At 59.3% G+C, this 11,681-nt stretch carries 12 protein-coding genes and 1 riboswitch; of the genes, 10 read left to right on the top strand and 2 right to left on the bottom strand.

What is annotated here, in order from left to right:
- Positions 1-121: 121 nt before the first annotated feature.
- Positions 122-1,000 carry an isoaspartyl peptidase/L-asparaginase family protein gene (locus B060_RS0112695; protein ID WP_018082169.1) on the top strand — a complete coding sequence of 293 codons (879 nt, stop codon included), beginning with the start codon at positions 122-124 and terminating at the stop codon, positions 998-1,000.
- On the opposite strand, the gene B060_RS0112690 is transcribed toward B060_RS0112695, so the two are convergent.
- Positions 997-1,920: a polysaccharide deacetylase family protein gene (locus B060_RS0112690; protein ID WP_018082168.1), complete on the bottom strand. Its 924-nt coding sequence runs from the start codon at positions 1,918-1,920 to the stop codon at positions 997-999. The genes B060_RS0112695 and B060_RS0112690 overlap by 4 nt on opposite strands.
- A gap of 235 nt (positions 1,921-2,155) precedes the next feature.
- On the opposite strand from B060_RS0112690, the gene B060_RS0112685 reads away from it, so the two are divergent.
- The 6 genes from B060_RS0112685 to B060_RS0112660 all read left to right on the top strand — a co-directional run bounded on the left by B060_RS0112685 (position 2,156) and on the right by B060_RS0112660 (position 8,281).
- Positions 2,156-3,367: an amino acid aminotransferase gene (locus B060_RS0112685; RefSeq protein ID WP_031220149.1), complete on the top strand. Its 1,212-nt coding sequence runs from the start codon at positions 2,156-2,158 to the stop codon at positions 3,365-3,367.
- Positions 3,357-4,400, top strand: a complete 1,044-nt coding sequence (gene hppD, locus B060_RS0112680) for a 4-hydroxyphenylpyruvate dioxygenase (RefSeq protein ID WP_018082166.1) — start codon at positions 3,357-3,359, stop codon at positions 4,398-4,400. Before B060_RS0112685 ends, hppD begins: the two co-directional genes overlap by 11 nt.
- Before the next feature lie 101 nt (positions 4,401-4,501).
- Positions 4,502-5,794: a homogentisate 1,2-dioxygenase gene (gene hmgA, locus B060_RS0112675; protein ID WP_018082165.1), complete on the top strand. Its 1,293-nt coding sequence runs from the start codon at positions 4,502-4,504 to the stop codon at positions 5,792-5,794.
- 151 nt (positions 5,795-5,945) lie between these two features.
- Complete coding sequence (fahA, locus tag B060_RS0112670; protein WP_018082164.1) at positions 5,946-7,211, top strand: fumarylacetoacetase; 1,266 nt, start codon at positions 5,946-5,948, stop codon at positions 7,209-7,211.
- 17 nt (positions 7,212-7,228) lie between these two features.
- A complete protein-coding gene (gene maiA, locus B060_RS0112665) occupies positions 7,229-7,882 on the top strand; it encodes a maleylacetoacetate isomerase (protein WP_018082163.1) in 654 nt (217 codons plus the stop codon).
- Positions 7,883-7,918: 36 nt separating this feature from the next.
- Positions 7,919-8,281, top strand: a complete 363-nt coding sequence (locus B060_RS0112660; protein WP_026172801.1) for a Rieske (2Fe-2S) protein — start codon at positions 7,919-7,921, stop codon at positions 8,279-8,281.
- 158 nt (positions 8,282-8,439) lie between these two features.
- On the opposite strand, the gene B060_RS0112655 is transcribed toward B060_RS0112660, so the two are convergent.
- On the bottom strand, positions 8,440-9,309 hold the full coding sequence (locus B060_RS0112655; RefSeq protein ID WP_018082161.1) for an EamA family transporter: 870 nt from the start codon (positions 9,307-9,309) through the stop codon (positions 8,440-8,442).
- A gap of 15 nt (positions 9,310-9,324) precedes the next feature.
- A riboswitch (guanidine-III (ykkC-III) riboswitch) is annotated at positions 9,325-9,387 on the bottom strand.
- A 107-nt stretch (positions 9,388-9,494) separates the two neighbouring features.
- Between B060_RS0112655 and B060_RS0112650 the strand changes: the two genes are divergently transcribed.
- The 3 genes from B060_RS0112650 (at position 9,495) to paaC (ending at position 11,658) form a co-directional block, all read left to right on the top strand.
- A complete protein-coding gene (locus tag B060_RS0112650; RefSeq protein WP_018082160.1) occupies positions 9,495-10,544 on the top strand; it encodes a glycosyl hydrolase family 18 protein in 1,050 nt (349 codons plus the stop codon).
- Between the two features lie 164 nt (positions 10,545-10,708).
- The gene (locus tag B060_RS0112645) at positions 10,709-10,912 is read left to right on the top strand and encodes a hypothetical protein (protein ID WP_018082159.1); all 204 of its coding nucleotides are present in this window, start codon (positions 10,709-10,711) and stop codon (positions 10,910-10,912) included.
- On the top strand, positions 10,909-11,658 hold the full coding sequence (paaC, locus tag B060_RS0112640) for a 1,2-phenylacetyl-CoA epoxidase subunit PaaC (RefSeq protein WP_018082158.1): 750 nt from the start codon (positions 10,909-10,911) through the stop codon (positions 11,656-11,658). The genes B060_RS0112645 and paaC overlap by 4 nt, the downstream gene beginning before the upstream one ends.
- The last annotated feature ends 23 nt before the right edge of the window (positions 11,659-11,681 follow it).

The raw sequence follows: 11,681 nt of genomic DNA, 5'->3' as shown, positions 1-11,681 counted from the left end.
GAGCAAGGTTGGCGCGCAAGTGCGCCAACCTTAATCTGTGTAATCTGTGGATCACCTTTCTTCTCTTGCATCAAAAGTCTCCTCGCGGCATAGCCGGTGGCAAACCTAACGGAGACTACCGATGATCGCTCTCGCCCTTCATGGCGGTGCCGGCGCCAAGGCCGGCCGCGACTATTCCACCGAAATCGACAATATGCGCGAGATCGCCCAATTCGCCCGTGACAGCCTGCTTAATGGTGCGAAAGCCTTCGATGTCGTCACCGAAGTGGTCCGCCAGCTTGAGGATTCCGGCCTCTATGTCGCGGGCAAAGGCGCCTCGCCCAATGCTGCCGGTTTCTATGAACTCGACGCCAGCCTGATGAATGGCGCCGACCGCGCTTGCGGCGCGGTCACCGCCCTGCAAGGTTTCGCCAATCCGGTTCTGGTGGCGCGCGCCGTTATGGAAAAGACCCCGCATGTCATGCTGGCCGGCGATGGCGCAAGCCTTTTCGCTCACGAGCAGGGTTTTGAGCCCATCGCCGACGAGGCCGAGTATTTCACCCGCGCCGGACGCTTTGAATCCAACCACCCGCCCGGCACGCTTGATTCAAGTTCTTTGGCCCACGGCACGGTCGGCTGTGTCTGTCTCGACAGCTACGGCCACCTCGCCGCCGCCACCTCAACCGCCGGCGTCTTCGGTAAACTGCCCGGTCGCGTCGGCGACACGCCGATCATCGGTGCCGGCACCTGGGCCGATGGCCAGACCGCTGTGTCCTGCACCGGTCAAGGCGAATACTTCATCCGCGTCAACGCGTCAGCGCAACTGGCCTTCCGCCACGCCGGCGGGCAAGCGCTCGGCGAAGCCGCCGACGCCATCTTGCAGCAAATCGTCGATATGGGTGGCGAAGGCGGCCTGATCGCCCTCAATGCCAAGGGCGAGGTCATTGCCCCCTTCCGCTCGCAAGGCATGAAGCGCGCCTGGTTCTCAGGTGACAGCGAGATCGTTTCCGAAGCTTTCTAAACGCAAAGCTTGGCGAGATTGGAGATATCGACATCGGCGGGGGCATCCTTCCAGATGTCGATACCTTTTTCTTTCGCCGTGCGCTCAATCAGTAATTGCTCGCCCCGGTGCTCGCTCGGCGCGCTATAGGCCGGATCGCTCTGCGCCTGATCGAGCGTAACGAAATGCGCGCCCGCCTTCTCGAACGTATCGAGCACCTGCGGCAGCATAAGCGCGGTGAAGGCACCTTCGTGGATCAGCAGGACGTGCGGAATCTGGCGGCCGTAAACCTTTTCCGAACCGCTCAGACCCCGCGCAATGGAGGCCTTCACGCCCAACATATATTGCGCTTTCATCGCCTCAATCGTCACCGCATCGCCCTTTGCCATGCAGCGCGCATAGGTATCGGTATAGGCCCAGTCGTTAAAGCTCATGGTGACATCGGCGATACGGTAGTTGTGCGTTTTCAGCCAGGCCATGATGCCGCTGTGCAGCGCCGGATCTGTGCCGGCATTGAGGAACGGAAAGCGCAGCACACGCCAGTCTTCACCCTTCATCAACTCGGCCAGGACGGGCTCATTGCCGATCAGGTCGCCTTCGAAGGCCTCAAGCCCGCCGGCATTGATGTTCATATGGCTATAGCCGTGATTGCCGAGCGGATAACCCGCCGCGCGCCACATCTTCAGCACCTCGGCGCTCGACGGATCTGCCTTGATATGGATGGCGTTGATAAAACCGTAGACACCCGGCACCTCATGCGCCTTGAGCGCCGCCAGATAGTCGCGCGCTACATCGACCCGGTTGATGCCCAGCGGCACCGCACCATGCGCCGGCAGGTCATCGACCGTGATGGCGACATCGAACCCTTTCGGCCCTTCGGCGAATACGGGAAACGCACTTAAGGCGCAGATGGCGGCAAGCGTGACAAAGGCGTTTTTCATACTCTCTCCCGGAACAGGCCCGCTTGTTGACACAGTTCGGGGCCGCTAGCGTCACCATGCTCCGGAAGCGCCACCTTGGCAAGGATCAGCTATCCAGACGAAAAAGGCTTTGTCGTCTATCGTCGGATCGCCATACCTAAAGGCATTATTTTCCGCGATAATGGCGAAATTCGAATTGAAAGTGCACGATTACAGGCATATAGTTTCATTAGATATCATAACATTGGAAACCATCATGCCTTCCCATCTGCTGGCCCGCCCCCATCTTTTCGATGCGCTTGATGATCAGCCACTCGACGCCATGCTGACCTTGCTGCATTTGCTGCGCAACGATCCGCGGTCGGACAAAATTGATCTCGGCATTGGCGTGTATGGCGATGACAACGGCTGCACGCCGGTTATGCAAGCCGCCAAGATGGCCGAACGCAACCTGATCGAGACTCAAACCAGCAAGGCCTATCTGGCCGCTGAGGGCGACGCCCACTTTATCAATCTGCTGGCGCAACGGGTTTTGGGCGGGGCTGAGGTCAACCGCTATTGTGGCGTGCAGACGCCCGGCGGTACGGGCGCCCTGCGCCTGGCGGCCGAACTGATCCACAAGGCCAATCCGGAAGCGCGCGTCTGGTTGGGTACACCGACCTGGATCAATCACCACGCCCTGATCCGTTCCGCCGGTCTGCACATCCTTGAACACCCGTTCTTCGATCAGGCCACGCAGTCCGTGCTGTTCGATGAAATGATGACCGCACTGGAAAGCGCCCGCACGGGCGACGTGGTGTTGCTGCACGCCTGCTGCCATAACCCGACCGGCGCGGACTTCACACCCGCTCAGTGGCGCACTATCGGCGAACTGGTCAACCGGAAGGGCCTGATCCCGCTGATCGACATCGCCTATCAGGGCTTGGGGCATGGTATGGAGGCCGACGCCGCCGCCATGCGCACCCTGCTCGACAGCGTACCGGAAGCCATCATCGCCGCGTCTTGTTCCAAGAATTTCGGCCTTTACCGCGAGCGCATCGGCGCCTTGTGGGTCAAGGCCGACAGCGCCACCGCCGCCCTGCGTGCGCGTGGTAATCTGATCCTGATCGCGCGCGCCATGTGGTCGATGCCGCCCGATCACGGCGCCGCGGTTGTGCGCACCATCCTCGATTCGACCGACCTGACACAGATCTGGCTGACTGAGCTTGAACAGATGCGTACCCGCCTCAACTCCATGCGTGCCGAACTGGCGAAAGCCGTGCCGCAACTGGCATCGGTGGCGCAGCAAAGCGGCATGTTCGCACTCTTGCCCTTAAACCGCGAAGCCGTGGCCGACCTGCGCGTTAAGCATGGCATCTACATGGTGGAAAACGGCCGCATGAACATCGCCGGCCTGCAAGCGGGCAACCTGCCGCGCTTCGCCGCTGCGCTGAAACCCTATCTGCAAGGAGCCCAACATGAACGATAATCCTTTAGGCCTCAATGGTTTCGCGTTTGTCGAGTTCACAGGCCCCGACACCACCGCCATGGCACGTCAACTGGAGATGATGGGATTCGTCGCCGCTTCGCGTCACCCTGAGCGCGACATCGTGCGCTACAAGCAGGGCACGATCGACTTTCTGATCAACAACGCAGCCAGTCCGCAAGCGAAAGAATTTGCCGCGCACCATGGCCCTTCAGCCAATGGCATGGGGTTCCGCGTCGCCGATGCCGCGAAAGCCTATGATCTGGCGCTGAAAAGCGGCGCCATCGCCTACGATGCCGGTCAAGGCGCGCTCGGTGTCGGCAGCTATGTGCTGCAAGGCATCGGCGGATCGCTGCTCTATCTCATCGACCGCGATCCTTATAGCAACTGGATCGCTATCGAAGGCGCAGCAGAGGCAGAGGCCGCCAATAGCGTTGGTTTCCAAGTGGTTGATCACCTGACGCATAATGTGGCGCGTGGCCAGATGCGTACCTGGTCGAGCTTCTACGCCCAGATTTTCGGCTTTGAAGAGCAGAAGTATTTTAACATCAAGGGACAAGCGACCGGCCTGTTCTCGCAAGCCATGATCGCGCCCGATGGCGCCATTCGCATCCCACTCAATGAGAGCCAGGACGACACCAGTCAGATCGAGGAATACCTGCGCCAGTATAAGGGCGAGGGCATCCAGCATATCGCGCTGACCACCGACAACATCTACGCGACGGTTGAAATGCTGGGCGCCCGCGGCGTGAAGCTTCAGGATACGATCGAGACCTATTATGATCTGGTCGATAAGCGCGTGCCTGGCCACGGCGAGGATCTGCAACGCCTGAAGGCCAACCGCATCCTGATCGATGGCGATGTCGAGAGCGAAGGCATTTTGCTGCAGATCTTTACCGAGAACACTTTCGGGCCGATCTTCTTCGAAGTTATCCAGCGCAAGGGCAATCAGGGCTTTGGCAATGGCAATTTCCAGGCGCTGTTTGAATCGATTGAGCTTGATCAGATCCGTCGCGGGGTTATCAAGGTAGCTTAGGACTTAAGACGCAGGAATATCTGTACCTCCCCGCTTGTCGGGGAGGGGGACCATTGAGCAGCAATGGTGGTGGGGTTTCTTGCTTCTACAGGGAGACAACAATGACAGAAAACCCTGCATACGTGACCGGCTTCGCCAACCATGTCTCCACCGAGGCTGTACCCGGCGCCTTGCCGATCGGGCAAAACTCGCCACAGGCCGTGCCTTTCGGGCTCTATGCCGAACAGCTTTCCGGCTCGGCCTTCACCGCGCCCCGCAGTGACAACCGGCGTTCGTGGCTCTACCGTCTGCGCCCGTCAGCCAGCCATGCGCCTTTCATCCCCTATCGTGACGCCCCCACCTTCGCCGCGCCGACGCCCAACCGTCTGCGCTGGTCACCGCTGACCGCGCCCACTGCGCCCACCGATTTCATCGACGGCCTGATGACCTACGCCGGAAATGGCGATGCCACGGCCCAGACCGGCGTGGCCATCCATCTCTATGCCGCCAACCGTTCGATGGACCGCGCCTTCTTCAATGCAGATGGTGAATGGCTGATCGTGCCGCAATCAGGTCGGCTGGTCATCTTCACAGAGATGGGCGTGCTGAAAATCGAACCGCTCCAGATCGCCGTCATTCCGCGTGGCGTGAAGTTTCGCGTTGCCCTGCCTGAAGGCCATGCCACGGGCTATATTCTGGAAAACTACGGCCATCCTTTCCGCCTGCCCGATCTGGGCCCGATCGGCGCCAACGGACTGGCCAACCCACGCGATTTCGAGACGCCGGTCGCCGCTTTCGAGGATATCGACGGCGATTATGAACTGCTGCAAAAATACGCCGGCAGGCTATGGACGACGCGGATCGACCATTCACCGCTCGATGTCGTGGCCTGGCACGGCAATCTGGCACCCTATCGTTATGATCTCAGGCGCTTTAACACCATCAACACGGTCAGTTTCGATCATCCCGATCCGTCGATCTTCACGGTCCTGACCTCGCCTTCTGAAACACCCAGTACGGCCAATGCCGATTTCGTCATCTTCCCACCGCGCTGGATGGTGGCCGAACACACCTTTCGTCCGCCGTGGTTCCACCGTAATATCATGAGCGAATTCATGGGTCTAATCACCGGCACCTATGACGCCAAGGCCGCCAAAGACGATGGAAACAACTTCGCGGCCGGCGGAGCCTCCTTGCACAACTGCATGAACGGTCACGGTCCTGATAAGGCCAGTTATGAAGCCGCCGTGGCTGCGGATCTGAAACCGCACAGGATTGATGCCACCATGGCCTTTATGTTCGAGACCCGTCTGCCCCTCACCCCCACCACGCATGCGATGGAAACACCGCTGTTGCAGAGCGATTACGACCACTGCTGGGATAATTTCAAAAAGGCCGAATTGCCAGTAAAGTAAGAAGGTTTATCCACAGATAAACCAGATAGGCACAGATGGTTCATAGAGATAGCGAACCCTCAAAACTGCCCGCGCGAAACGCAATATCTGTGCTTATCTGGCTTATCTGTGGATCACTTAAACCCTACGCGCCGCAAGCGCTGGAGCCAGAATGATAGACGCGACACACGATCCGAAACTGACCTCATGGGTGGCCAGCGCCAACGGGCATAGGGATTTTCCGATCCAGAACCTGCCGTTTGGCCTGTTCAGCCCTGCCAATGAAGTGCCGCGCACCGGTGTCGCCATCGGTAATGAGATCATCGAGTTACAGACGCTGGTGGCGGCCGGCCTGCGGCAGGACAGCGTCACCCTGGATCAGGTTCTCGCCACGCCGGCTTTACGCAAAAGCCTGCGCCAGCAGATGTCGCAATTGCTTCGCGATCCGCGCCATGCCGATTCCGCCGAACCCTATCTGCATAGCGCCACCGACTGCACCCTGCATCTGCCGACGCACATTGGCGACTATTCTGACTTCTACGCCGGCATCCATCATGCGGTGACGGTCGGCAAGCTGTTCCGGCCAGATAACCCCTTGTTGCCCAACTACAAGCACGTGCCGATTGGCTATCATGGCCGCGCCTCCTCGATCCGCCCGACCGACGCAACGGTTATCCGCCCCAAGGGCCAGACCAAAGCACCGGATGTTGAAGCCCCATCCTTCGGACCCAGCAAGCGACTTGATTTTGAGCTCGAACTTGGAGTCTGGATCGGTCAGGGTAATGATCTTGGCACGCCTGTCGATATCGGCGATGCTGCGCACCATATCGCGGGCTATTGCCTGCTCAACGACTGGTCGGCGCGTGATTTTCAGGCCTGGGAATACCAGCCACTCGGTCCCTTCCTCGCCAAGAACTTCATGACCACGATCTCGCCGTGGATCATCACGCCGGAGGCCATGGCGCCCTTCCGTCAGGCGCAACAACCACGCCCGGAAGGTGATCCCAAGCCCCTGCCCTATCTGTGGGACGAGGCCGATCAGGCCACGGGCGCGCTTGGGCTCAAGCTGGACGTTCTGATCCAGACCGAAGCCATGCGAGCGCAAAACCTGCCGCCCTATACTTTGAGCCAAAGCGAGGCGCGCCATATGTACTGGACGCCGGCACAACTGGTCACGCATCACACCAGCAATGGCTGCAACCTGCAAACCGGTGATCTGCTCGGCACTGGCACGATCTCAGGGCCCACACCCGACAGCGCCGGCAGCCTGCTCGAATTGTCCGAAGGCGGTAAAAAGCCCGTGATCCTGCCATCAAACGAGTCGCGCACCTTTCTTGAAGACCATGATGAGCTTATCTTGAGGGCACGCGCTGAGGCTGACGGTTTTGTCAGCATCGGATTCGGGGACTGCCGCGGGCACATAGCGCCTGCCAGATAAGAACAAAGGCGAGGATCATGCTCAAGTTGCACGACTACTGGCGCTCCAGCGCTGCCTACCGCGTTCGCATCGCCCTGAATCTCAAGGGACTATCCTACGAATCGCATAGCCACGACCTGCGTAGCAACGCGCACCATGACCCGGCCTACAAGGCACTCAATCCGCAAGGCCTGGTGCCGGCGCTCGATATCGGTGGCCACGTGCTGACGCAGAGTTCGGCCATTATGGAATGGCTGGAAGAGACCTGCCCGGAGCCACCGCTCTTGCCGCCAGCCGCCGCCGATCGCGCCGCGGTCAGGGCCATGGCAGCACTGATCGCCTGCGATATCCACCCGCTTAACAATCTGCGTGTGCTGCGCGAACTGAAGAACGACTGGCAGGCCGACGAAACCCAGACGAAGATGTGGGCCAAGGGCTGGATCGCCGAAGGTTTCACGGCGCTGGAAACCCTGGTCGGTCAGCACGGCAAGGGCTATAGCTTCGGCAGCGAACCGACCCTGGCCGACTGCTACCTGGTGCCGCAGGTCTTCTCCGCCCAGCGCTTCGGTGTCAGCCTCGATCCGTATCCCAATATTCGCGCCGTCAATGAACGCTGCGACGACCATCCGGCGTTTGTGCGCGCGCATCCGCGTCATCAGCCTGATGCCGATACGGTGGATTCCAACCACTGATCACGATTGCCAACCCTTGACTATGATTGCCAACTCTTGACTAAAATTGAACGTGTTTTCGCCACCCCCGCCGGCGTTAAACTGGGGCCGGCGGATCTGATCGCTGATAAGGCCGCTCGCAATTTCGTGCTGCAGATTGGCGAAGCGCACTTCCACGGCTTTGTTGTGCGCAAGGCAAATGATTATTACGGCTATGTCGACCGCTGCCCGCACGCCGGATTGCCGCTGGCACAGGAGCTCGACGACTATCTGACACCGCAGGCCGATTTGATCTCATGCAGTTGGCACGGCGCCCTGTTCCAGATCGCCTCCGGCCGCTGCATCGGCGGTCCGTGCGCCGGTCAGTCATTGACGCCATGGCCAGTACGTATTGAAGACGGGGAGATCGTCACGGCTTAGTAAACTTCCTCCTCCCCTGTAGCGAAGCGTTCGGGGGAGGTGTCAGCGCGAAGCCCGTAGGGCTGGTGTCGCTGACGGAGGGGGCAGCCCCGCAATCAGTTATGCCCTCCGGCGAAACCACGGCCGCACCTCCTCCGCTTTACAGGGGAAGAGATTTACTAAGCCGTGGCGTCGTTCGATCCACGCTTCGCCGTCAGGCTGGAACCCGCTGACGCGACAATCACCAGCGCTATCGCCAGCCATTGCAAGGGCGTCAACAGTTCGTGCAGGATAACCAGCCCCAGCAGCGATGCCACAGCCGGCTCCAAGCTCATCATGAGGCCAAAAGTCTTGGCGGGCATGGCCTTCAGCGCGATCATTTCCAGCGAATAAGGGATGGCGCTGGCCAGAATGCCGATGCCGACGCCGTAGAGCAGGATGGTAGGCGACCACAAGGCAGCACCCGCAAAAGCCACGCCAATCGGCACCGTGAAAATCGTCGAAAACGCCATGCCGAGCGCCACCGCCTTGCCACCATGCACACGGTCGCCGACCTTTTGTCCGACAATGATATAAAGCCCCCACAGCACGCCAGCGATCAGAGCGTAGACCACGCCGAGCGGATCAAGCGCGCCCTTGCTCTCCCCCCATGGTAACAGGATCAACAGGCCGGCCACGGCGCAGCCCACCCAGATGAAATCGCTCCATTTGCGTGAACCGAAAATCGCCACGGCCAGCGGGCCGGAAAATTCCAGCGCCACGGCAATTCCCAACGGAATGCGGTCAATCGAGGCGTAAAACACCAGGTTCATGATGCCGAGTATGGCGCCATAAAGCGCCAGCACCGGCCAGTGCTTGCGCTCAGGTCCGCCCCGCCATGGCTGGAAAACGATCAAAAGCGCGACCGTGGCAAAGAACTGGCGCAGCGCCGTCGTGCCTTCGGAACCGACCAGCGGAAAGACGTTCTTGCTGAGCGTGGCGCCAAGCTGCACCGACACAATCGCTATCAAGATGGCGATGATCGCCCATAGTTTCGGATTTTTGAACATGGCTCGACTCCAGTTTTGGCGTCGTCTTGTCGTAACCGGGTACGGCGCACCTCGTCCGGAGAATATCTGTTCTTTGGATAGCCTTTTCAGATGCCCTTCTCAACCTGTGGGAAAAATAAAATTGGTCTTATTGATAAGGACCAAAGAGAGTGCCAATTTGAGCAGATATAAGAGGAGACGCCATCATGAAACGCCTTATTGCCCTTGCAGCCCTGTGTCTGTCTGCTGCCCTGCTCGCCGCGCCCGTCATGGCCAAGCCGGCGCCAAAGCCCGTCGTCATCGGCTATATCCCCGCGTTCAAAGGGCCGATGCTGGCGCATATGGAGAATGTCGACCTCAGCAAGGTCACCCATATCAACCTCTCCTTTGTCAATCCGGATGCGGCCGGCGCCGTTGCCAAGGATGGTCTGATGACCTGCATGGATACGGATGGCGGCGCACCCATGTCGGTCGGCGATGTGCAGGCTGTGATCGATCGCGCCCACAAGGCTGGCGTCAAGGTGCTGATCTCGCTCGGCGGTGGCACTATCCCGAAATGTTCTGGCGATTGGCCCACCCTGCTTGATCCGGCCAATCGCGCCACGCTGGTGCAAAATCTCGTCCAGTTCCTCGATGATACCGGCCTCGACGGCCTCGATGTCGATCTAGAATGGGCTGTATTGGCCGCGATCGACAAGGCCGGTGAATATACCCCCTTCATTCAGGAACTGAGCGCCGCCATGAAGAAGCGCGGCAAACTCCTGACCTGCGCCACGGCTTCCGGCGAAGGTGGTATGGTGCCGGTGTCGTCCGTGCCCTATTTCGACTATGTGAACATCATGTCATACGATGGTATCGGCCCGACGTGGGGCAAGCCAGGCGATGAGCATTCCAGCCTGCAAATGGCGAAGGACGATATCGCCATCTGGCAAAAACGCGGCGCCACAAAGGCGCAAATCGTGCTGGGCGTTCCCTTCTATGGTCACGCTTTCGGCAGTTACAAGCTCGGTTTTCACGATTACAAAGGCCTGCTGTCCGAACACGGCGAGGCGGTTGCGGAAAATGACGTGCTCGGCACGCGCTGCCCCGGTTGCGATTACGTCACCTATAATGGCCGCCCGACCTTGCGCGCCAAGGCGGAACTGGCGCGTAAGCATGGCGCAGGTATCATGATCTGGGAACTGACCGCCGATCAGCCCGGCCCCAGCAGCCTGCTCAATGCCGTTTACGAGTCGCTGAACCCGGCCGCACAATAGTTGCAGCATAAATTTGCAAATACCGTCGAAATGGTAAGAAATTATCCCAAATTGCGCGATATTATATAAATTTGACATAAGTGTCAGTTTTTGAAATTGACCCTGCGTCGACTTTTTTGTAGTGTACTTTCAACGATAAGAGAAAACGCCACAGAACCGCACATATGTTTGCTTTGCCGATTCACAACGCTGGAACGATCGCCACGTCGCGCCGGCAGGCTGTCCGCCAGACGGACGTCGCCAAGCGGTTTTTACCCCGAAATCGATTCAAGATGCTGCGCCGCCATCCGGTGCAGCATCTTTCGTTTGTTGCGGTAGGGGCGCGTTTCCATCCTTTAAACGCAAAGAAAAAGGTACAGGGAATATGAGAGATCCCATCTTCGATTACAGCCTCCGTCTCGGCGATGACGCCCTGATCCTCGGCAAACGCCTGAGCGCCTGGTGCGGCCACGCCCCCAGCCTTGAGGTCGATCTTGGCCTGTCGAGCCTTGCGCTTGACCTGGTGGGCCAAGCTACCTTCTGGCTAGAACTGGCGGCAAAGAACGATCCGCAGGGACGCGACGCCGATGCCCTGGCCTTCCACCGCGACCCGCACGATTTTCGCAACTGCCTGCTGGTCGAACAGGCCAATGGCGATTTCGCCCAGACCCTGGCGCGTCAGTTCCTCTTCTCCAATTACCAGTATCTGTTCCTAGAGGCCCTGACGGGCTCTTCGCACAAAGGGCTGGCCGATATCGTTGAAAAGAGCGTGCGCGATGTCAGTTACCATGTCGATTTCGCCCGCGACTGGATGATTCGCCTCGGGGATTCGTCCTGCCTCAGCCATCAACGCTTGGTCAAAAGCATGGACTACATGTCGCATTTCGTCGACGAGCTTTTCATGATGGACGAAGTCGATGAGGTCTTGCTGCAGAAAGGCATTTCCATTAGCAAGGCCGCCCTGCGGGCTGAGTTCGACAACCGCGTCAGTGCCGTGTTGCACGAGGCCGGCCTGACACCACCAAAGCCGCAGCGCTCGGTCATGCTGGGCCGCAAGGGTCATGACAGCGAGCACGTCGCCCTTCTGCTGCACGAGATGCAGATCCCGCCACATGAGTCCGATCCGCGCTGGTAAGATCGCCGTTTTGCGCTTAGAAA

The organism is Asticcacaulis benevestitus DSM 16100 = ATCC BAA-896 (genome assembly GCF_000376105.1).
Taxonomy (GTDB): domain Bacteria; phylum Pseudomonadota; class Alphaproteobacteria; order Caulobacterales; family Caulobacteraceae; genus Asticcacaulis; species Asticcacaulis benevestitus.
Note: the sequence above shows the minus strand (reverse complement) of the source record. Positions and strands in the feature narration are given on the sequence as shown.

Bases quoted from the DNA above. Each gene is read 5' to 3' on its own strand.
- B060_RS0112695 (WP_018082169.1), top strand. From the start codon at position 122: ATGATCGCTCTCGCCCTTCATGGCGGTGCCGGCGCCAAGGCCGGCCGC.
- B060_RS0112690 (WP_018082168.1), bottom strand. From the start codon at position 1,920: ATGAAAAACGCCTTTGTCACGCTTGCCGCCATCTGCGCCTTAAGTGCG.
- B060_RS0112685 (WP_031220149.1), top strand. From the start codon at position 2,156: ATGCCTTCCCATCTGCTGGCCCGCCCCCATCTTTTCGATGCGCTTGAT.
- hppD (WP_018082166.1), top strand. From the start codon at position 3,357: ATGAACGATAATCCTTTAGGCCTCAATGGTTTCGCGTTTGTCGAGTTC.
- hmgA (WP_018082165.1), top strand. From the start codon at position 4,502: ATGACAGAAAACCCTGCATACGTGACCGGCTTCGCCAACCATGTCTCC.
- fahA (WP_018082164.1), top strand. From the start codon at position 5,946: ATGATAGACGCGACACACGATCCGAAACTGACCTCATGGGTGGCCAGC.
- maiA (WP_018082163.1), top strand. From the start codon at position 7,229: ATGCTCAAGTTGCACGACTACTGGCGCTCCAGCGCTGCCTACCGCGTT.
- B060_RS0112655 (WP_018082161.1), bottom strand. From the start codon at position 9,309: ATGTTCAAAAATCCGAAACTATGGGCGATCATCGCCATCTTGATAGCG.
- B060_RS0112650 (WP_018082160.1), top strand. From the start codon at position 9,495: ATGAAACGCCTTATTGCCCTTGCAGCCCTGTGTCTGTCTGCTGCCCTG.
- B060_RS0112645 (WP_018082159.1), top strand. From the start codon at position 10,709: ATGTTTGCTTTGCCGATTCACAACGCTGGAACGATCGCCACGTCGCGC.
- paaC (WP_018082158.1), top strand. From the start codon at position 10,909: ATGAGAGATCCCATCTTCGATTACAGCCTCCGTCTCGGCGATGACGCC.